The 20,297-nt window shown below is 72.7% G+C and carries 18 protein-coding genes and 1 pseudogene; 8 read left to right on the top strand and 11 right to left on the bottom strand.

Annotated features, from left to right (window positions below; translation table 11 throughout):
* Positions 1–109: 109 nt before the first annotated feature.
* The 3 genes from J7F03_RS23065 to J7F03_RS23055 are packed head-to-tail and all read right to left on the bottom strand — an operon-like array spanning position 110 to position 3,217.
* Positions 110–1,006: a heme ABC transporter ATP-binding protein gene (locus tag J7F03_RS23065; protein ID WP_214952393.1), complete on the bottom strand. Its 897-nt coding sequence runs from the start codon at positions 1,004–1,006 to the stop codon at positions 110–112.
* A complete protein-coding gene (locus J7F03_RS23060) occupies positions 1,003–2,199 on the bottom strand; it encodes an iron ABC transporter permease (RefSeq protein WP_214952391.1) in 1,197 nt (398 codons plus the stop codon). The genes J7F03_RS23065 and J7F03_RS23060 overlap by 4 nt, the downstream gene beginning before the upstream one ends.
* A 1-nt stretch (position 2,200) precedes the next feature.
* Positions 2,201–3,217 carry an ABC transporter substrate-binding protein gene (locus J7F03_RS23055; protein WP_214952389.1) on the bottom strand — a complete coding sequence of 339 codons (1,017 nt, stop codon included), beginning with the start codon at positions 3,215–3,217 and terminating at the stop codon, positions 2,201–2,203.
* Positions 3,218–3,358: 141 nt separating this feature from the next.
* Here J7F03_RS23055 and J7F03_RS23050 point away from each other — a divergent pair, with 141 nt between their 5' ends.
* The 3 genes from J7F03_RS23050 to J7F03_RS23040 all read left to right on the top strand — a co-directional run bounded on the left by J7F03_RS23050 (position 3,359) and on the right by J7F03_RS23040 (position 7,141).
* Positions 3,359–4,855, top strand: a complete 1,497-nt coding sequence (locus J7F03_RS23050) for an HtaA domain-containing protein (RefSeq protein WP_214952386.1) — start codon at positions 3,359–3,361, stop codon at positions 4,853–4,855.
* Between the two features lie 190 nt (positions 4,856–5,045).
* Positions 5,046–6,461, top strand: coding sequence for an HtaA domain-containing protein (locus J7F03_RS23045; RefSeq protein WP_214952384.1), 1,416 nt, complete (start codon positions 5,046–5,048; stop codon positions 6,459–6,461).
* Positions 6,462–6,481: 20 nt separating this feature from the next.
* Positions 6,482–7,141, top strand: coding sequence for a PhzF family phenazine biosynthesis protein (locus J7F03_RS23040; protein ID WP_214952382.1), 660 nt, complete (start codon positions 6,482–6,484; stop codon positions 7,139–7,141).
* A gap of 100 nt (positions 7,142–7,241) precedes the next feature.
* On the opposite strand, the gene J7F03_RS23035 is transcribed toward J7F03_RS23040, so the two are convergent.
* Both J7F03_RS23035 and map read right to left on the bottom strand, forming a co-directional pair.
* Positions 7,242–7,889 (bottom strand): heme oxygenase (biliverdin-producing), encoded by a 648-nt coding sequence (locus J7F03_RS23035; RefSeq protein WP_214952380.1) that lies wholly within the window; start codon positions 7,887–7,889, stop codon positions 7,242–7,244.
* A 140-nt stretch (positions 7,890–8,029) separates the two neighbouring features.
* Positions 8,030–8,887: a type I methionyl aminopeptidase gene (map, locus tag J7F03_RS23030; protein WP_214952378.1), complete on the bottom strand. Its 858-nt coding sequence runs from the start codon at positions 8,885–8,887 to the stop codon at positions 8,030–8,032.
* A 59-nt stretch (positions 8,888–8,946) separates the two neighbouring features.
* Between map and J7F03_RS23025 the strand changes: the two genes are divergently transcribed.
* A complete protein-coding gene (locus J7F03_RS23025; protein ID WP_214952376.1) occupies positions 8,947–9,186 on the top strand; it encodes a hypothetical protein in 240 nt (79 codons plus the stop codon).
* A 118-nt stretch (positions 9,187–9,304) separates the two neighbouring features.
* On the opposite strand, the gene J7F03_RS23020 is transcribed toward J7F03_RS23025, so the two are convergent.
* Positions 9,305–9,910, bottom strand: a complete 606-nt coding sequence (locus tag J7F03_RS23020) for a hypothetical protein (RefSeq protein ID WP_214952374.1) — start codon at positions 9,908–9,910, stop codon at positions 9,305–9,307.
* 123 nt (positions 9,911–10,033) lie between these two features.
* On the opposite strand from J7F03_RS23020, the gene npdG reads away from it, so the two are divergent.
* Positions 10,034–10,750, top strand: coding sequence for an NADPH-dependent F420 reductase (gene npdG / locus J7F03_RS23015; protein ID WP_214952372.1), 717 nt, complete (start codon positions 10,034–10,036; stop codon positions 10,748–10,750).
* Positions 10,751–10,913: 163 nt separating this feature from the next.
* Positions 10,914–11,096: a hypothetical protein gene (locus J7F03_RS23010; protein ID WP_214952370.1), complete on the top strand. Its 183-nt coding sequence runs from the start codon at positions 10,914–10,916 to the stop codon at positions 11,094–11,096.
* Between the two features lie 24 nt (positions 11,097–11,120).
* Here the strand turns inward: J7F03_RS23010 and J7F03_RS23005 are convergent.
* Together J7F03_RS23005 and J7F03_RS23000 are read right to left on the bottom strand one after the other, a co-directional pair.
* Positions 11,121–11,683 (bottom strand): annotated as a pseudogene (locus J7F03_RS23005) (site-2 protease family protein); the annotation flags it as partial.
* 39 nt (positions 11,684–11,722) lie between these two features.
* On the bottom strand, positions 11,723–12,538 hold the full coding sequence (locus tag J7F03_RS23000; RefSeq protein WP_214952368.1) for a site-2 protease family protein: 816 nt from the start codon (positions 12,536–12,538) through the stop codon (positions 11,723–11,725).
* A 60-nt stretch (positions 12,539–12,598) separates the two neighbouring features.
* Between J7F03_RS23000 and J7F03_RS22995 the strand changes: the two genes are divergently transcribed.
* The gene (locus J7F03_RS22995) at positions 12,599–16,018 is read left to right on the top strand and encodes a BTAD domain-containing putative transcriptional regulator (RefSeq protein ID WP_214952366.1); all 3,420 of its coding nucleotides are present in this window, start codon (positions 12,599–12,601) and stop codon (positions 16,016–16,018) included.
* A gap of 56 nt (positions 16,019–16,074) precedes the next feature.
* Here the strand turns inward: J7F03_RS22995 and J7F03_RS22990 are convergent, their stop codons facing one another.
* The 3 genes from J7F03_RS22990 to panB form a co-directional block, all read right to left on the bottom strand.
* Complete coding sequence (locus J7F03_RS22990) at positions 16,075–16,929, bottom strand: ABC transporter permease (protein WP_214952364.1); 855 nt, start codon at positions 16,927–16,929, stop codon at positions 16,075–16,077.
* Positions 16,926–17,951 carry an ATP-binding cassette domain-containing protein gene (locus tag J7F03_RS22985; protein ID WP_214952362.1) on the bottom strand — a complete coding sequence of 342 codons (1,026 nt, stop codon included), beginning with the start codon at positions 17,949–17,951 and terminating at the stop codon, positions 16,926–16,928. Before J7F03_RS22985 ends, J7F03_RS22990 begins: the two co-directional genes overlap by 4 nt.
* Before the next feature lie 105 nt (positions 17,952–18,056).
* Complete coding sequence (gene panB / locus J7F03_RS22980) at positions 18,057–18,914, bottom strand: 3-methyl-2-oxobutanoate hydroxymethyltransferase (RefSeq protein WP_214952361.1); 858 nt, start codon at positions 18,912–18,914, stop codon at positions 18,057–18,059.
* Positions 18,915–19,222: 308 nt separating this feature from the next.
* On the opposite strand from panB, the gene J7F03_RS22975 reads away from it, so the two are divergent.
* Positions 19,223–20,248: an endonuclease/exonuclease/phosphatase family protein gene (locus tag J7F03_RS22975; protein ID WP_214952359.1), complete on the top strand. Its 1,026-nt coding sequence runs from the start codon at positions 19,223–19,225 to the stop codon at positions 20,246–20,248.
* Positions 20,249–20,297: the final 49 nt, after the last annotated feature.

Here is a 20,297-nt window from a genome sequence, read left to right as displayed (position 1 = left end):
TACCTGACCTATACCCGCGCGTCCAGTGATTCAGCCCACACCTTTCGCCGCCGGACACGGAGCCGTCACGGTCGACCCAGCCCCGGCCCATGGCCGGGTCAAGCGGAGGTCAAGCCGTAGTCGCCGTTCCGTACCGCGGAACGGTCTCCTCCCGGGCGTCGGCCCGGTGCCCGCCGCGTACGGGGACCACCAGCGGCGCCCCCGTACGGGGGTGCGGGAGAACTTCCACCGGCTGGCGGTACACCCGGCTCAGCAGCCCGTCCTCGAACACCTCGGAGGGCGGCCCGTCCGCGGCGATCCGGCCGTCGTGCAGCACGGCGACCCGGTCCGCGTACGCCGCCGCCAGCCCGAGGTCGTGCAGGACCACGACGACCCCGTCCCCGGCCGCCGCCCGCTCGCGGCAGATCCGCAGCACCAGCTCCTGGTGGCGCAGGTCCAGGGCGGCCGTCGGCTCGTCGAGCAGCAGCAGCGGGGCCCGTTGGGCCAGTACCCGGGCCAGCGCGACACGGGCCCGCTCGCCGCCGGAGAGCGCCGAGAAGGGGCGGGCCGCGAAGTCCGTCACCTCGGTGGCGGCCATGGCGGAGGCCACCGCCTCCTCGTCGGCGTCGGCCAGCGCGGTGCCCGCCCAGGGGGCGCGGCCCATCCGTACGACGTCCTCCACCGGAAAGGGGAAGGCCAGTGCGGCCGATTGGGGGAGTACCGCCCGGCGCAGAGCCAGCTCGGGGGCCGACCAGTCGCCCACCGGGCGCCCGTCGATCCGGACCACCCCCGAGGAGACCGGCAGATCCGCCGACAGTGCCGCGAGCAGGGTCGACTTGCCCGCCCCGTTCGGCCCGACCAGGGCCAGCACCTCACCGGCCCGCACGGTCAGCCCGATCCCGGCGAGCACCTCGCGCTCCCCGAGCCGTACGTGGACCTCCGCGGCCTCGGCGAGCGGCGCACCGGGGGCCGGACGGGCGGGAACGGTCCGCTTGTTCCTGCGGAGTGCGGCGAACAGGACGCTCACGCCCAGCCTCCTTGCTTGCGGCGGGTGCGGCGCAGCAGCCAGAAGAAGAAGGGGCTGCCGAGCAGGGCGGTCAGTACGCCGAGCGGCAGCTCGGCGGGCTGGGCGAGGGTCCGCGCCGCCAGGTCTCCGGCGACCAGCACCACGGCTCCGGCGAGCGCGCTGCCGGGCACCAGGAAGCGGTGGCCGGGGCCGTTGGCCATGCGCAGCAGGTGCGGCACGAGGAGGCCGACGAAGGTGATGATCCCCGCCACGGCGACGGCGGCCGCCGTCAGCAGCGCGACGACCAGGATCAGCGCGAGCCGCAGCCGCTCCACGTCGACGCCGAGGTGGCGGGCCGGCCGTTCGCCGAGGGAGAGCAGGTCCAGCTTGCCGGCGTGGAAGGGGGCGAGCAGCAGGCCGGCCAGCGCGCAGGGCAGTACGGCGAGGACCTTGGGCCACGTGGCCTGGGCGAGGGAGCCGAGCTGCCAGAAGGTGATCTGGTTGACCTGGCCGCTGTCCGCGAAGAAGACGAACAGGCCGATCAGGGCGCCCGCGAAGGCGTTGACGGCGATGCCGGTGAGGATGAGGGTGACGACCTCGGTCTTGCCGCCGTTGCGGGACAGCAGGTAGACGGAGGCGACGGTGACGAGCCCGGCGACGAACGCGCACGCGGTGATGGTCCAGTTGCCGAAGAAGCTCAGCCCGAGTCCGATCGCCGCGACCGCGCCGACGGCGGCGCCCGCCGAGATCCCGATGACCCCGGGCTCGGCCAGGGGGTTGCCGAACACCCCCTGCATCAGCGCTCCGGCGCACCCCAGGCTGGCCCCGACGAGCAGCGCGAGCACCACGCGGGGCAGCCGTACGTTCCACAGCACGCTCTCCCCGACCCGGTCGAGGGCGGCGCCCCCGAGCCCGAGGCGGTGCCGCACCGATCCGAGTACGTCCCCGAGCGGGATCTCGTAGGCGCCGACCCCCGCGGACACGAGCGCGAGTACGAGCAGGACGGCGCCGAGCCCGGCGGTGAGCAGCAGCGACCGGGCCGGCCGGAGCCCGGTGCGGCCGGCGGCCGGTCCGGTGCCGGTCCGGCCGTCGTCCCGGCCGTCGTCCCGGCCGTCCCGGGCGTCGTCCCGGGCGCCGTCCCGGGCGTCGTCCTGCGGGCCGGGGGCCGCGCCGTGCGGCGCGGCCCCCGGCTCCTTGTCGTAGGAGGTCGTCACATCACGCCTTGCCGTAGAGCTGTGTGATCAGCGAGGTCAGGACCTGGTCGGTGCGCGGCCCGTAGTTGAGCAGCACCCCGTCGTCGACGGTGATCACCCGCCGGTCCATCCCGGCGGGGGTCTGCGCGATGCCCGGGATCTTCACCAGGCCGTCCACGCCGCCGACCGACTCCAGGCCCTTGGCCATGACGAGGATCGCGTCGGGCGCGGCGGCCGCCAGGGCTTCGCTCGTGATCGGGGTGAAGTCCTTGCCGAGCCCCGACTCCGGGCCCGTGTCCACCGCGCCGGCCGCGTCCAGCAGCGAGCCCGCACCGGAGTCGGAGCCGCCCATCAGATACACGGAGGCGGTGCCGCGCAGGTAGAGGAAGGCCACGCGCGGCTTCTTCCCCGAGGCGGGCAGGCCCTTGCGGGCGGCGGCGATGCGCTCGGCGGTGCGCTGGTTCAGCAGGGCTCCGGCGTCCTTGACGCCCAGCGCGGCGGCGACCGCGTCGGTCCGCTTCGCCACGTCGTCCAGGGACTTGGCCGGGGCCACCACCAGCAGCGGGATGCCCGCGTCGCGGATCTGCTCGATCGCCTCGGCGGGGCCGGAGGTGCTCTCGGCGAGCACCAGCGTCGGGCGCAGCGACAGCACGCTCTCGGCCGAGACGTCGTGGCCCCGCGTCACCACCGGGAGGTCCGCGGCCTGTTCGAAGGTGGCGGTGATGTCCCGGGCGACGACCTTGGGGCCGAGTCCCAGGGTGTGGACGATCTCGTTGAGGCTGCCCGTCAGCGGCACCACCCGGTCCGCCGAGGCGATGGTGACCCGGGTGCCGTCCGCCGAGGCCACGGTCGCGGGCAGCGCGGGGACGGGCGCCGGGGCGAGCGGTTCCACCCGGTCCGGGACGGCGGGGGCGCCGGCGCCGGCGGTGTGGGCGGGGGCGGCCGTACCTCCGCAGGCCGCCACACCGAGTGCCAGGACCAGGGAGGTCACGGCAAGGGCGAGTCGGGGCGCGCGGGTTGACGCGGCGGGCGTAGGCACGAAGGCACCGTCCTGATCGTCCGACTGGAAGTGGGGTGGCCCGGTTCGAAGTTCGAGTTCCGGGGACCGGGGGGTTTCGCACCCGGCCGGATGTAGCTTAGGTTAGCCTAACCTCACTTGCTAGACCCTGGAGGGGCATTCATGTCCGCAAGACCCACCCGTGCGTCCGCCGTCGCCCTGCTGGCGACCCTGGCGGCCCTGCTGGGAGTCCTGCTCCCGGCGACCGCCGCGCAGGCTGCGGGCCGCACCGTGGAGGGCGGCCGGCTTGACTGGGGCATCAAATCCTCCTTCCAGAGTTACGTCACCGGCCCGGTGGCGAAAGGCGCGTTCAAGCTGAGGAACGGCGCCGCCACCGTCGGCGGAAGCCTGTTCCGCTTCCACTCCGCGAACGGCTCCTACGATCCGGACACCGGCTCCCTGCAGGCCTCCTTCAGCGGCGGCGTCGCCTTCCAGGGCCACCAGAAGCCGGACGGCTCGTACGAGCTGGACCTCGGCGTCAGCCGTCCGACCGTCAAGATCAGCGGCGGCAGCGGCACCCTCTACGTGGACGTCTCCAGCAAGGCCAAGGAGGGCGGAGCGGTCACCACCGCCTCCCAGGTGCCCTTCGCCAAGCTGAGCCTGGGCGGGGTGAACATGAAGGGCGGCGGCAGCCCGATCGTCCTCACCAACATCCCGGCCACCCTCACCGACCAGGGCGCCCACTCCTTCGCCGGCTACTACGCGGCCGGCGCGCAGCTCGACCCGATCTCGCTCTCCGTCGACGTCAAGGCCGCCCCCGCGGCCGAGCAGCCCGCTCAGACGCCGAGCGCTCCGTCCGAGGCAACGGAGGCCTCGCAGTCCCCGCAGGGCGCCGGAGCGTTCACCGACGCCGCCGTGGACTGGGGGGTGCGGCGCACCTTCCGCGAGTATGTCTCCGGCTCGATCGGCCAGGGCAAGTGGGAGCTCGCCGACGGCGCGCAGGACGGCGGCGCGCTGTTCCGCTTCCCGCAAGGCAAGGGCGCATACGACGGCGGGAAAGGCACCCTTGACGCCGCGTTCGGCGGCTCCGTCCACTTCACCGGCGCCCACCTCGACATGAAGCTCGCCAAGTTCACCGTCAGGGTGGAGAACGGCAAGGGCGTGCTCTCCGCCGACGTCACCACCGGGGCCGACACCAAGAGCGCCGTCGCACTCGTCGAGTTCGACGCCAAGGGCCTCAAGGCCGAGGGCGGCCTCGCCACCCTCGCCGAAGCCCCGGCCACCCTCACCGAGGGCGGAGCCCAGGCCTTCAACTCCATGTACAAGGCCGGCACGGAAATGGACCCCGTCTCGCTCGCCGTAGTCCTCGACGGCGCCGCGAAGCTCCCGGCCCTGCCGAACCTCGGCTCCACGGCCACGCCCGCGGCCCCCTCGGCACCGGCCCCGGCCGCCGCCGAGGAGACCGAAGACGCCTCGAACACCGGCCTGTACGCCGCTCTCGCCGTGGCCGTCCTCGTACTCGCAGGCGGAGCCGCCTTCCTGGTGGTCCGCAACCGGCGTACGGAGCCGGTCGCGGCCGCCGGACCGCCTGGCGCCGAGGCCGCCGGGCCCACCGAGGCCTCCGGCTCCGCCGGCTCCTCCGGCTCCGCCGGAACCGATGGGGCTGCTCCTCGGGGCTGACCCGCGATCCGGACCCCGTACCGCCGCAGCGCCCGTACCGCACCGCCCGCACCGCCCGCAGCGCCCCGCACCGCACCGCCCGGGCTCGCTTTGCCCTGCCCTGCGCCCCCCGGTCTTCCCTCCTCCTCCCTCCTCCTCCCTCCTCCTCCCTCGCTCCTCCTCCTTCGCCCCGTTTCAGGAGATCTCTGCCATGTCTTCCACCCGCCGCCCCATCGCCATAGCGGCCGCCATCGCCACCGCCGCGGCGATCGGCGCCACCGCGTTCGTCCTGCCCGCCACCGCGGCGGGCGGCGCAGCCGCAGCGCCCGCGGCGGAGGCGCCCGCGCCGACCCCGGTCATCGGCGGCACCCTCGACTGGGGAGTCCTGGAGAGCTACCGCACCTACGTCACGACCATCGCCCAGGGCGAGATCACCGTCGCGGACGGCGCCACGAAGACCGACAAGGGCTTCAGGTTCGGCGGGGCCACCGGCCAGTACGACGGGACCAGCCACGTCGTGACCGCCGCCTTCAAGGGCAGCGTCACCTTCAAGTCCGCCGCGCACCGCTTCGAGGTGAAGCTCGCGAACCTGCGCGTCGACACCGGCACGAAGAAGCTCCTCGTCGACGTCACCCGCGACGGCAAGCTCACCGCGGACGTCCCCTTCGCGGACGTGGCCTTCGGCCGCGGGCCGATGACCGACCTGGTCACCACCCTGACCGCGGAGGCCGGCAAGCTGCTCGGCTCCGACACCTACGCGGGCAAGACCGGTGACCCGTTGACGGCCGTCCTGGAGTTCCCGCCGCAGCCCTCCCCGTCCCCGTCGACCTCCACGTCCGCGTCCCCGTCGCCGTCCGCGTCCCCGTCGAAGTCGGCCTCCCCGTCGGCCTCCGTGGGCTCCCCGGCCGCCGAGGGCCCGCAGCAGATCCTCGGCGGCAAGCTGGCCTGGGGCGTCAAGGAGTCCTTCCGCAACTACGTGCAGGGCGCGGGCGGCACCGTCACCCCGGCGGACGGCGCGGTCGCCAACGGCGACAGCTTCGCCTTCGGCGGCGGCAAGGGCACCCTGGACACCAAGAAGCAGAAGCTGAACGCCTCCTTCGCGGGCAACCTGCGCTTCCAGTACGCGGCCCACCGCATCGACATGACCTTCGGCAACGTCCGCATCGACACCGAGGGCGCCACCGGCACCCTGGTCCTGGACGTGAAGACGGCCACCGCCACCCAGGCGAACGTCCCGTTCGCCACGCTCGACCTGTCGAAGGCCGAGTACAAGACCAAGGACGGCCTGCTCGCCCTGGACGCCGTCCGTACGGCGCTCACGGCCGAAGGCGCCGCAACCTTCGCCAACGACACGAACGGCTCCATCTACAAGGCCGGCGACCGGGTGGACGACGTCAACCTGACGGTCTCCGTGGACAAGGACGCCGTCCTGCCCACCAGCACCCCCACCACTACCGCCACGACCCCGGCCGCCGCGGGCGGTTCGGGCGGCAGCGTCGGCGGCAACCTCGCCTCCACCGGCGCCGAGATCCCGGCCGGTGCCCTGCTCGGCACCTCCGGAGCCATCGTCGCCGCGGGTGCGGGCGCGGTGTACATCGCGCGCAGGCGGCGTACGGCCCAGGGCTGAGCCGTGCTTCAATTTCCCGCGTGAACGATCTGGACGTCCTGAGGGTCTTCTGCGCGGGTGACGGCAGCCACGGCAACCTGCTCGGCGTCGTGCGCGACGGCCGAACCTGCCCCGACGACGCGTCCCGGCAGGCGCTGGCCGCCGAACTCGGCTACAGCGAGACGGTGTTCGTCGACGACCCCGAGCGCGGGGTCGTCGACATCCGCACCCCCGGCACCCGCATGTCCTTCGCCGGGCACCCGCTGGTCGGAGTCGCCTGGCTGCTCGACATCGAGGAGCTCCAGCCCCCGGCCGGCACCGTATGGGCGCGCGACGACGGGGAGTTCACCTGGATCACGGCCCGCCCCGAATGGGTCGAGGGCAAGCGCACCGAGCAGTACGCCGACGCCGCCGAGGTCGAGGCGCTGCCCGCGCCCCCGCCGGGCGAGGGCTGGCTGTACGCCTGGGCGTGGGAGGACGAGGCCGCGGGCCGGATCCGGGCCCGCGGTTTCCCGCGCCGTCCCGACGGGGCGATCACCGAGGACGAGGCCACCGGCTCGGCGGCCGTCCTGCTGACGGCCGAGCTGAACCGCTCCCTGAACATCACCCAGGGCGCGGGCTCCCAGATCCTCACGGCCCCGGGCCCGGACGGCACGATCGAGATCGGCGGCCGAGTCCGCTTCGCCCCGAACACCAACTGACGCCCCCCACGGCCGGCGCCCTGCCCCGCGGCCCGGGGACACGGAAGGGGGTGGGCCCGTAAGGGCCCACCCCCTTCCTCCGTTCAGCTCGCCGCAGGCGCTACGCGCTGAGGGGGAACTGCTCGCCCAGCTCCCGGAACACCGCCCCGTTGAAGTCGAAGGCGCGCTTGCACTCGTCGATGATGCGCTGCTTCTCCAGGTCGTCCGCCGCGATCGTGTCCAGCAGTTCGCGGTAGGTCCGCTTGAAGGCGGCCGGGTTGGAGATGTCCGTGAAGACGTAGAAGCGGACGCCGTCGCCCTTGCGCTCGAAGCCCCAGGTCCGCTCCGCCTTGTCACGGATGATCTGGCCGCCGGAGAGGTCGCCCAGGTAGCGGGTGTAGTGGTGGGCGACGTACCCGCCGGGCCAGGAGCCGGCGCACTCGGCCACGCGGGCCGCGTAGGCCTCGGTGGCCGGCAGCGCGACCAGGGTCTCGCGCCAGTCGGGACCCCGCAGGTGGGCGAGGTCGCGCTCGATCTCGGCCACGCGCATCAGCTCGGGCTGGATGAACGGCCCGGCCACCGCGTCGTCCTTGAGGGCCTCGGCCGCGTCCTCCAGAGCCCGGTACACGAACCACAGCTGCTCGGTGTAGCGCGTGTACGCGTCCACTCCGAGCCGGCCGCCGAGCAGGTCGCTCATGAAGGTCGAGGTCTCTGCCTCGGTGTGCTGCTCGTGCGAGGCGACACGGATGACGGTGGAGAAGGCGTCCAAGGCGGACCTCCGAGGAATCGGAAGGAAGGGGCAAGCAGGAGTGGCGGCCGTGCCGCCACACCCGATCCTCCTACTTAGGCTTACCTAAGTCAATGTGTTCCCGACGCCTTGTCGGTAAAATCTGAAAGTGCTCTTCGGGGTCACGGCAGCGTCAGGATCTCCACCCCGGTGTCCGTGACCACCAGTGTGTGCTCGAACTGCGCGGTGCGCTTGCGGTCCTTGGTGACGACCGTCCAGCCGTCCTCCCACATGTCGTACTCGTGGGTGCCCAGGGTCAGCATCGGCTCGATGGTGAAGGTCATCCCGGGCTCGATGACGGTGGTGGCGTGCGGGCTGTCGTAGTGCGGGACGATCAGGCCGGAGTGGAAGGACGAGTTGATGCCGTGCCCGGTGAAGTCACGGACCACGCCGTAGCCGAAGCGCTTCGCGTACGACTCGATGACCCGCCCGATGATGTTGATCTGGCGGCCCGGCCTGACGGCCTTGATGGCCCGGTTCAGGGCCTCGCGGGTGCGCTCGACGAGCAGCCGCGACTCCTCGTCCACGTCGCCGCACAGGTACGTGGCGTTGTTGTCCCCGTGCACCCCGCCGATGAACGCGGTCACGTCGAGATTCACGATGTCGCCGTCCCGCAGGACGGTCGAATCGGGGATCCCGTGGCAGATGACCTCGTTGAGCGAGGAGCACAGGGACTTCGGGAAGCCGCGGTAGCCCAGCGTGGACGGGTAGGCGCCGTGATCGCACATGTATTCGTGGGCGACCCGGTCCAGCTCGTCGGTGGTCACCCCCGGCTTGATGAGCTTGGCGGCCTCTTCCATCGCCTGGGCGGCGATCCGGCCGGCGATGCGCATGGCCTCGATCGTCTCGGCCGTCTGCACCTCCGGTCCGGTGTACGGAGTGGGCGCGGGCTTGCCCACGTACTCGGGCCGGCGGATGTTTCCGGGAACGGAACGGACGGGAGTGAGCTCGCCTGGTACGAGCAGCGACTGGCCAGACATACGAGCGAGTGTATCGACCGGGTATGGGGCAGCATGGCGACAGAGAGAGGAGCCTGACGATGGCCCTGTTCAAGAAGCGCCAGGTGGGCAAACCGGGCGAGTGGTACTACTGCCTGGTCCACAAGAAGGTCGAGGAAGGCCCCGAGTGCCCGGCGAAGGACCGCTTCGGCCCTTACGGGACGCCGGAAGAGGCGAACCACGCCATGGAGACGGCGCAGGAGCGCAACCTCGAATGGCAGAACGACCCGAAGTGGAACGACAAGACCCGCGAGGAAGAGGAAGGCGAAGCCACTCCCTAGCCCGCAGGCCCTCCCCGCGGCCCGGCGGCCCTCCCCGGCCCACGCCCCTTCCCGGCCCCGCGCCCCTTCCCGGCCCGGCGGCCCCTCCCGGGCACGCCCCTTCGGGGGTGCCCCGGGTCTACCAGCGGCTGGGCGGCGGCGCGGTCAGCTGGTCGGCCAGCCGCGCCAGCCGGTCCCGGAAGCGCTTGCGTCCGCGCTGCACCGGCAAGCCGTTCTCCCCGGCCGCCGCGCTGACCAGGTGCTGCACCGTGTCCAGGTCCAGCTCGGCGGCGCCGTCCGGCACGGACAGCACGTCGTGCGCGAGCGCCCCCAGGTCCGGATCCCCGCCGTCCAGGGACAGTACGGTCGCCCCCGCGCGCCGGGCGTCGTGGACGCGCTCCAGCAGCCCCTCGCCGGGCTGCTCCGGAGCCACCACCAGCAGCGTGTGACCGCGCCGGGCCGCCCCCAGCCGGCTCAGGCCGACCGAGAGGTGCGGGGCGTCGCCCGGCAGCACGCGGTGGCGTACGAGCGTGGGCGCCAGCTCCGGCAGCCCCGACCAGGCGGCCTCGTCGACCAGGTGGGCGGCCAGGTGCCAGGGCTCGTACCCCTCGGTCCCGACCAGCAGCAGGTTCCCGCCGGCCGGCACTACGGAGCGCCGCAGCGCCCCGGCGAACCTGCGCGCGGCACCGGGCCACTCCGTACCGGCGAGTACCTCGCGCAGCAGCGCGACTCTCACGGCGTCCATACCGGCATCCTGCCGCATGGAAGGGACATACGGGAGCCGTTCCCCCCATCCCCACTCCTCTCCGGCCCATCTCACCCCCACCGCCCATTCGACTCTGCCGGTCCCGGCGTTACCCTCGCCCCCATGACCTCCACAGACAGCACGCAGCAGCCCCCCGCGAAGGCTCCCGCCAAGGACCCGTGGGACCTCCCCGACGTCTCCGGCCTCGTCGTGGGCGTCCTCGGCGGCACCGGCGACCAGGGCCGGGGCCTCGCCTACCGGCTCGCCCGGGCCGGCCAGAAGGTGATCATCGGCTCCCGCGCCGCCGACCGCGCGCAGACCGCGGCCGACGAACTGGGCCTCGGCGTGGAGGGCGCGGACAACGCCGAATGCGCGCGCCGCAGCGACATCGTCATCATCGCGGTGCCGTGGGAGGGCCACGCCAAGACCCTGGAATCGCTGCGCGAGGACCTCGCGGGCAAGCTCGTGGTGGACTGCGTCAACCCGCTCGGCTTCGACAAGCAGGGCGCCTACGCGCTCCAGGTCGAAGAGGGCAGCGCGGCCCAGCAGGCCGCCGCCCTCCTCCCGGACTCCCGCGTCACGGCCGCCTTCCACCACCTCTCGGCGGTCCTGCTCCAGGACGCGTCGATCGACGAGATCGACACCGACGTGATGGTCCTGGGCGAAGCCCGCGCGGACACGGACATCGTCCAGGCCCTGGCCGCCCGCATCCCGGGCATGCGCGGAGTCTTCGCCGGCCGCCTGCGCAACGCCCACCAGGTCGAATCCCTGGTGGCCAACCTCATCTCCACCAACCGCTGTTACAAGGCCCACGCGGGCCTGCGCGTAACGGACGTCTGACCCCCACCCCGCCCGGCCGCCCCCTCCGAGGGCGGTCGGGCGGCCCCGCTCAGCCGAAAGATCATGAGAAGCCGGAAAACGGCCGGGCCGGAGTGGGGTGGGGTGGGCATGGGGGACACTGGGAGGGCTTGAACCGCTTCAGTGTCTTCGAGGAGCTCCAGACATGCCCCGCCTTGCCGTGTTCGCCATCGTCCTCTGCGTCCTCGCCGCTGCCGCGGCCGTCGTCGCCTTCGTGGAGGGCAGCCTGCTCGGGATCGTGTGGGTGCTGATGGCCGGCATCACGTCGAACATGGCCTGGTTCTACGTGCGCAAGGCGAAGGCCGAGAAGGCGCGCGACGCGGGCTAGGCGGGACAGGCGGGCCGGACGGGCTCAATTCCCGGTCGGGGTCGTGCAGAAGCCGCTGGTGTCCTGCCAGAAGCGGTAGAGGTCGCGGCCGCAGTAGGTTTCCAGATCGCTCACCCCGAGGGTGGACAGCAGGCCGTCCACCACCTCGAAGAAGTACGCGTTGATCTCCGGGATCCACAGCAGCGCGAAGACGGCCAGCAGGCCGAACGGCGCCAGCGGCGCCACCTCGCGGCCCGGTGGGAGAGCCAGGGCTCGATGACGCCGTAGCCGTCGAGGCCCGGGACCGGCAGGAAGTTCAAGATCGCCGCCGAGATCTGGAGCAGGGCGAGGAAGGCGAGCGCGAAGCGGAACGCCGGCGGGACCCCGTCCAGGGCGTCCAGCCAGAACGGGGCCGTGCAGACGACCGCGAAGGCGACGTTCGTCAGCGGGCCGGCCGCCGAGATCAGGCTGTGCCGCCAGCGGCCCTCGATCCGGTCGCGCTCGATGTACACCGCGCCGCCGGGGAGGCCCACGCCGCCCATGATCACGAAGAGCACGGGCAGCACGATGCTGAGCAGCGCGTGCGTGTACTTGAGCGGGCTTAGAGTTCAGCCACGTAACCCTGTCTGACCTGCACTGGTGCCTGCTCAGCCCAGCGGGGTCGCGCAGAAGAAGCCGCCCTCGTCGCGCCAGAAGGTGTACAGCTCGCGGCCGCAGTGGGCCTCCAGATCGGTCACGCCGACGGAGTCCAGCAGGCCGTAGACCGCGTCGAAGAAGAACCGGTTCACTTCGGGGATCCACAGCAGCGCGAACACGGCGATCAGGCCGAACGGTGCTAGCGGCTCCACCTGCCGGCGGATGCCGTACGACAGCCAGGGCTCGATCACCCCGTAGCCGTCCAGCCCCGGCACCGGCAGGAAGTTCAGGATCGCCGCCGTGACCTGGAGCAGTGCCAGGAACGCGAGCGCGAGGCGGAACGGGCCCGGGACTCCCTCCAGGGCGTGCAGCCAGAACGGCGCCGTGCACACAACGGCGAACGCCACATTGGTGAGTGGGCCCGCCGCCGAGATGAGGCTGTGCTTCCAGCGCCCTTGGATCCGGCCGCGCTCGATGTACACCGCACCGCCCGGCAGACCGATGCCCCCGATGATGATGAAGAGCACAGGAAGGACGAAACTCAGCACTGCGTGGCTATACGCCATGGGATTGAGCGTCAGGTAGCCCTTGGCGCCGACGCTGAGGTCGCCGCTGTGCAGGGCTGTGCGGGCGTGCGCGTACTCGTGCAGGCAGAGGGAGACGATCCACGCCGCCGTGACGAAGAGGAAGACGGCCAGCCCGGTGCTGGTCGAGTACCCCGTCCACACGGCCCACCCCGTCACCGCCATGACGGCGAAGATGCCTATGAAGACGGGACTGATCTGCCGCTCGCCGCGGTGGTGGCTTCGGTTGCCCTGGTGACCCATACGGTGAACCTATCCCGGGGCACGGGCCGGAGCGGGGCCGGGGCCGGGGACAATGGACCGGTGCGCTACGCGATTCTCGGCACCACCCAGGCCATACGCGACGACGGGAGCACCGTCCCCGTCGGCGGTCCGCGCCTGCGCGCGCTCCTGACCGCGCTCGCGCTGCGGCCCGGGCGGGCGGTGCCGGCGGCCTCGCTCATCGCGGAAGTCTGGGACGGGGACCCGCCGGCCGACGCCCCGGCGGCGCTCCAGGCGCTGGTGGGACGGCTGCGGCGGGCGCTGGGGCACGAGGCGGTGGGGTCGGGGGAGGGCGGCTACGTGCTCGCCGCCGCCCGCGACGACATCGACCTGTACCGCTTCGAGCGGCTCACGCGGGCGGCGGCGACGGCCGCCCCGGCCGGGGCGGCCGACCTGTACGACGAGGCCCTCGCCCTGTGGCGCGGCGAGCCGCTGAGCTCCCTGCCCGGCGCGGAGCCGCAGGCCGCCCGCTGGGAGGCGCTACGGATGGACGCGCGCCGGGGCCGCCTGGAGGCGGCGCTGGCGCTGGGCGAGGCGGAGCGGGTCCTGCCGGAGCTGTCCGCGCTGTGCGCCGGGCTGCCGCTGGACGAGCCGCTGCAGGCCCTGCGGATCCGCGCCCTGCGCGACGCGGGCCGCCCGGCGCAGGCGCTGGCCGCCTACGACGAGGTCCGCCGCGACCTGGCCGACCGCCTGGGCACCAGCCCGGGCCCCACCCTCCGTGCCCTCCACGCGGCGCTCCTGACCCCGGCCGACCCCGTCTCGCGGCCCCCGTCATCCGGGGCTGCCCCCGTCACGCGGAACCCGTCCCCGCCCGCCCCGACCGCCCGCCCGGACGCCGCCGATGCCCGCCCCGCCGCCGATGCCCGCCCCGACGACGACGGCCGGCCCGCCGATGCCGCGGCCGCGGCAGGGCCCGTACCGGCGGGGCAGGGGAATCTGCGGGCACGGCTGACGACCTTCGTCGGGCGGGAGGACGACATCCGCGTCATCGGGGACGATCTCGCGCGGGCGCGGCTCGTCACCCTGCTCGGGCCCGGCGGCGCCGGCAAGACGCGGCTGTCGCAGGAGGCCGCCGAGGCGCATGCCGGGGACGGCTGGCCCGACGGGGTGTGGCTCGTCGAGCTGGCCCCCGTGGACGACCCCGAGGACGTCGCCGAGGCGGCCCTCGCCGCGCTCGGTGCCCGTGAGACCAAGCTGCGCGGCGCCTCCGCCGAGGAGATGCGGGTGCTCACCGACCGGGGCGGCGACAGCGCCCTCGACCGGCTCGCGGAGCACTGCGCCCGGCGCCGCCTGCTGCTGATCCTCGACAACTGCGAGCACGTCGTCGGGGCCGCCGCCGATCTCGCCGACCGCCTCCTCACGCACTGTCCCGGCGTGCGGATCCTGGCCACCAGCCGGGAGCCCCTCGGTGTGCCCGGCGAGACGCTGCGCCCGGTGGAGCCGCTGCCCGATCCCGTCGCGCTGCGCCTGCTCGGCGATCGCGGCTCCGCCGCCCGGGCCGGGTTCACCGTCGACGACGACCCGGCGGCCGCAGCCGAGATCTGCCGGCGTCTGGACGGGATGCCGCTCGCGATCGAGCTGGCCGCCGCCCGGCTGCGACTGCTGACCCCGCGCCAGATCGCCGACCGCCTCGACGACCGCTTCCGGCTGCTGACCAGCGGGAGCCGTACCGTCCTGCCCCGCCAGCAGACCCTGCGCGCGGTCGTCGACTGGTCCTGGGACCTCCTCGACGAGCCCGAACGGGCCGTCCTGCGCCGCCTGTCCGTCTTCGCCGGCGGCTGCGACCTCGACGCCGCCGAGGCCGTCTGCGCGGACGGCGAGGACGCCGCCGACCGCGCGGACGTCGCCGACCTCCTCGGCTCCCTCGTCGACAAGTCCCTCGTCGTCGCCGCCCCCGGCGCGGACGGCAACGGCATGCGCTACCGGCTCCTGGAGACCGTCGCCGAGTACGCCGCCGAGCGCCTCACGCGGGCCGGCGGGGACCGCGCCGCCACCGAGCGCCGCCACCTCACCCACTACCGGGAACTCGTCCGCACCATCGAGCCGCAGCTCCGGGGCCACGGCCAGCGCGCGGCCGCCGACCGGATCGGCACCGAGTACGAGAACCTCCGTACGGCCCTGCGCCGCTCCATCGCCGCCCAGGACGTAGGCGAGGTGCTCTGCCTCGTCCACTCCCTGTGCTGGTACTGGCAGATGCACGACCTGCGCACCGAGTTCCGCCACTGGTCCGGAGCCGTCGCGGCCCTGGGCCCCGACCCCTTCGCCCCGCCCCTCGTCCCCGCGCCGCCCGTCTACGAGCGGGTCGTCGACACGCCCCCGCCGTACGGGGGCGAGCTGCTCACCGAGGCCTGGCGCGGCGTCCAGATGATGTGCCTGGCCTCCAGCGACCAGACCAGCGAGAACTGGTCCAGCCCCGAGGTCCGCGCCAAGGTCGACTCCATGGTCGCCGTGTACCGCCCGGGGCTGCCGCAGACCTGCCGGGCCCCCGGCGTCCTGTGGATCTACGCCGTCATGATCGCGGGTGATCCCGCACTGCTCCAGCGCGTCGTCGAGGAGACCGTCGAGACAGCCCGGACGCTCGGCTACCGCTGGGAGCTCGCCTCCGCCCTCCAGCTGCGCGCCAACATCCTGGCCAACCGCGCCGACTGGGCCGGAGACGCCTCGCGCGACGCCGAGGAGAGCCTCGCCGTCTTCCGCTCGCTCGGCGACGACTGGGGCTGCGCCGAAGCGCTGTCCGCCCGCGCCGAGTCCCTGGAGAAGCGCGGCGAATACGCCCTGGCCGCCCAGGACTTCCGCGCCGCCATCGAACACGCGCGGCGGCTCGACGCCAAGGCCCAGGTCACGGTGTTGCAGGTGCGGATGGCCGGGACGCTCACCGAGGACGGGGACATCGAGCAGGCGGAGGAGATCCTCACCGGCCTGATCCCCGGCATCCGGCAGTTCGGCAACGAGGCGATGCCCGCCGCCCGGATGTTCCTCGCGGGCATCTACGGCCGCACCGGCCGCATCCCCGAGGCCAGGGCCGAACTCCAGTCGCTGCGCGACGAGTTCGCGCTCGGCGCCTACGCCATCTTCGACGGGTTCCTGCTCGGCACGATGGCCTGGCTCGACAACCAGGAGGGCAAGTACGAGGACGCCCTCGCCCTGGTCCGCCAGGCCATGGAGAGCGTCCGGGACCCGCTCGCCCTGATGATCGCCCCGCAGCTCCCGGCCGTGTACCTGCTGACCGCGGCCGTCGCCCACGTCGAACTCGGCGGCCCGCGGCGGGAGTACGACGCCGCGCGGCTGATCGGCGCCTATCGCGCCCAGCTGCCTCCCGCCCACTTCCCGATCAGCACCGAGCGCGCGGACCTGGAGCGGGCCGAGAGCCTGGCCCGGGCCGCGCTCGGCGACAGCGCCTGCGAGGCGGCGTACGCCGAAGGCGGCGGCCTCACCCTGGAGGAGGCCACCGCCCTCGTCTGATCCGGTCCCACTGATTCACGGCCCGTCCGGGACGCGATCCGAACGGACCGCCCGGATCAGGTCTTCTGGCGGAACTTGCGGATGGCGAGCGGCATCGTGATCGCCGTGATCGCCACCGACCAGCCGAGGGTCATCCACACGGAGTGGGCGACCGGACCGCCGTTGATCAGTCCGCGGGCCGCGTCGGCGAGGTTGGACAGCGGGTTGTAGTCGGTGAAGCTCTGGAGCCAGCCCGGCATCGTGGACGGCGGGGCGAAGATCGAGCTGCCGAACTGCAGCGGCATCAGGACGAGCATCGCCATGCCCTGGACGGCCTGCGCGGTCTTCATGGTCAGACCGAGCAGGATGAAGATCCACATCAGCGAGGCGCCGAAGATCGCCGACAGGCCGATGGCGAGGAACAGGTCCAGCACCGAGGTCTTGATCGACAGGCCGAGGATGAAGCCCACGGTCAGCAGGATCCCGATCGCGACCATCATGCGGCCGATCTCGACCACGATCTTCGCGAGGAGCACGGACGACCGGGCGATCGGCATGGACCGGAAGCGGTCCATCACGCCCTTCTTGAAGTCGTCGTTGACGCCGGTGCCCACCGCCATGGCGATGTTCATGCCCATCATGGCCATCAGGCCGGGCACCACGTAGTTGACGTAGTCCGCCTGGTTGCCCTTGCCGGAGATCGCGCCGCCGAAGACGAACACGAACAGCAGCGTGAAGATGATCGGCATGAACAGGACGTCGAACATCGACTCGGGGTCCTGCTTGATCTGCAGGACGTTGCGGCGCACCAGGGCGCCGATGTGCCGCAGATTGGCCCGCAGGCCGATCCGGCCCTCGCCGACCGGGCCCTGGGAAGAGCCCCGTGGGGCGGTCGCGGGGGCGTGGGGCTTCGTCGTGGTTACGGTGCTCATGCCGCGACCTCCTCGGTCTGCTCGGTGGGGATCGAGTCCTCGGGCGCGGAGGGCTTCTGGCCGGTGATGGACAGGAACACCTCGTCGAGGCTGGGCAGGTAGGTGCCGAGGTCGGCGATCGGGTACCCGCGGGCGGCCAGCAGGCCGACCACGGCGGTCAGCTGCTCGTCGCTCAGGATCGGGACCAGCAGCACGCCCTCGTCCGGGACGGCCTGCGAGCCGGCCACCCCGTCCAGCCCGGCCTCCGCGATCGAGCGGGCCATGCCCGGCAGGTCGGAGGAGGAGGCGGGACGGATCTTCAGCGTGCGGCCGCCGACCCGGGCCTTCAGGTCGTCGACCTTGCCCGTGGCGATGACCTTGCCGCGGTCGATGATCGTCAGCTCGCTGGCGAGCTGCTCGGCCTCTTCCATGTACTGGGTGGTGAGCAGGACGGTGGCGCCCTCGGCGACCATCCGCTGCACCTCGTCCCACACCTCGTTGCGGGTACGGGGGTCCAGGCCGGTCGTCGGCTCGTCCAAGTAGAGGACGGCCGGGCGGCCGATCATGGAGGCGGCCAGGTCGAGCCGGCGGCGCATGCCGCCGGAGTAGTGCATCGCGGCCTTCTTCGCGGCCTCCGTGAGGGAGAACCGCTCCAGCAGCTCGTCGGCGCGGGTCCGGGCGTCCTTGCGGGACAGGTCCAGCAGGCGGCCGATCATGTAGAGGTTCTCCCAGCCGGAGAGCTTCTCGTCGACCGAGGCGTACTGGCCGGTCAGGCCTATGGTGCGGCGCAGCTGCCGGGGCTGGCGGACCACGTCGTACCCGGCGACGGTGGCGGTGCCGGAGTCCGGGATCTCCAGGGTGGACAGGCAGCGCACCAGGGTGGTCTTGCCGGCGCCGTTGGGGCCGAGGACCCCGAGGACGGTGCCCTCGCGGACATCGAGGTCCACACCGTCGAGGGCCTTGGTCTCGCCGTAGTGCTTGACCAGCCCCCGCACCGTCACGGCGTGCGAGCCGTTCGGCGGATTGTCGTCGTTTCGCGTCATGCCCTCATGGGACCATCCGCCACTGACAAAGCACCGACATCCGACCGACAGCGAACCGACGGCCCGCCGACGGTCGTATCGGCGGGCCGTCGGCGGGCGGTTCGGCTAGTGGAACGAGTGCTCGGCCTGCGGGAACGTTCCGCCGACCACGTCCTCGGCGAAGGCCTTCGCCGCGTCGCCCATCGTCCGGCGCATGTCCGCGTACTGCTTGACGAAGCGCGGCAGCTTCCCGCTCGTCAGCCCCATCATGTCCGTCCACACCAGCACCTGCGCGTCGCACTCCGCGCCCGCGCCGATGCCGACCGTCGGAATGTGCAGGGACCGGGTGACCTCGGCGGCCAGCTCGGCCGGGACCAGCTCCAGCACCACCGCGAAGGCACCCGCGTCCTGCGCCGCCTTCGCGTCGCGCAGCAGCTGGTGCGCGGCCTCGTCGCCGCGCCCCTGCACCCGGTAGCCCATGGCGTTCACGGACTGCGGGGTCAGACCCAGGTGGGACATGACCGGGATGCCGGACTGCACGATCAGCTCGGTCTGTGCCAGCGAGCGCTCGCCGCCCTCCAGCTTCACCGCGCCGACCCCGGCCTCCTTGACGAGCCGGGTCGCACTGCGCAGCGCCTGCACGGCGCCTTCCTGGTACGAGCCGAAGGGCAGGTCGCCGATGATCAGGGCCCGGCTGGTGCCCCGTACGACGGCCGCCGACAGCAGGGTCATCTCCTCCATCGTCACCGGGACGGTGGTCTCGTAGCCGAGGTGACAGTTGCCCATCGAGTCGCCGACGAGCATGACCGGGATGCCGGCCTCGTCGAAGACGGACGCGGTCATCGCGTCGTAGGCGGTGAGCATGGGCCACTTCTCGCCGCGTTCCTTGGCGAGGGTGAGGTCGCGGACGGTGATGCGCCGGGTGCCCGTGCCTCCGTACAGCGTCTGGGAGGCTTCGCGGGCAGGCGAAACGGCATGCGTCATTGCAACTGCTCCTTGGTGTTCATCTCGAGGCACCCTTACAGCGTCCCCGGACTCACCACCATGGTGGCACTCGTCCGGCCCGGGCGGGAAGTGGCACGAGGACCGTTCGTCCCGCCGTTCATCACACTCCCGGCCCAGCACGCCCCCGTCCGGCCCAATGTGCGCGTTTCGTGACAAGCGGAACTACGACCGCTCGGCCGTTCGTCCTCCCGGACGTACGGCCGACACAATCGGCACGGAACGCTCCGCATATCGCCTAGGGTCAAGAGGCGGGGACGGAGCGCGAGCACGGCAGCGAGGGCAGTGGCATGGCACAGGCGTACATGACGGAGACGGGGAACGGCGGCTCGGAGCCCGAGCCCTCCCGATCCGGTCTCCGGCGCCGACTGGCCGATCTGAGGGGCGACCGCGGCATCTGGCGCCGCGGGGTCGTGCTCGCCGCGCTCGCGGCGCTGATCTCGCTCGTCATGATCTTCCACGCCTCCCTGCCCAACGACATCGGCAACCTCGGCAGCCTCACCGAGACCTTCCTGCCCTGGCTGGGCCTGGCCGTCCCGGTCCTGTTCGCCGCCGCGGTCTTCCGCAAGTCCGCGACCGCGTTGATCGCGATACTGCTGACCGCCGCGGTCTGGGTGAACCTCTTCGGCGGCCTGGTCACCGACAAGTCCCACGCCGGCGGCAACCTCACCGTCGCCACCCACAACGTCGACGCCGACAACACCGACCCGACCGGCACCGCCGCGTCCGTGGCCAAGTCCGGAGCCGACGTCCTGGCCCTGACCGAGCTCAAGGGCAGCGCCGTCCCCGTCTACGAGAAGGCCCTCGCGGGTACGTACAAGTACCACTCGGTCGAAGGGACCGTCGGCGTCTGGAGCAAGTACCCGCTCATCTCCAGCGCGCCCGTCGACATCAAGATGGGCTGGACCCGGGCCATGCGCGCCACCGTCAAGACCCCCCACGGCGACGTCGCCGCCTTCGTCGCCCACCTGCCCTCGGTCCGCGTCAAACTCAACGCCGGCTTCACCGCCAACCAGCGCGACAACAGCGCCGACGCCCTCGGCGCCGCGCTCGCCGCCGAACCGCTGGGCAAGGTCGTCCTCCTCGGAGACCTCAACGGCACCGTCAACGACCGGGCCCTGTCCGAGGTCACCTCGCAGCTGCGCTCCACCCAGGGCGCGTCCGGCGACGGCTTCGGCTTCAGCTGGCCCGCGCAGTTCCCCATGGCCCGCATCGACCAGATCCTGGTCCGCGGCGTCACCCCCGTGGCCTCCTGGACCCTGCCCCGCACGGGCAGCGACCACCTGCCCATCGCGGCCCGGGTCACGGTCAAGTAGGACCCGCCCCGCCCGCCCCGCCGTACACATGCCGGNNCCGGCATGTGTA

It is taken from the genome of Streptomyces sp. ISL-43 (assembly GCF_018614195.1).
In the GTDB taxonomy this organism is placed as follows: domain Bacteria; phylum Actinomycetota; class Actinomycetes; order Streptomycetales; family Streptomycetaceae; genus Streptomyces.
The sequence above is the reverse complement of the archived record's forward strand: the minus strand, read 5'-3'. Positions and strand labels throughout refer to the sequence as shown.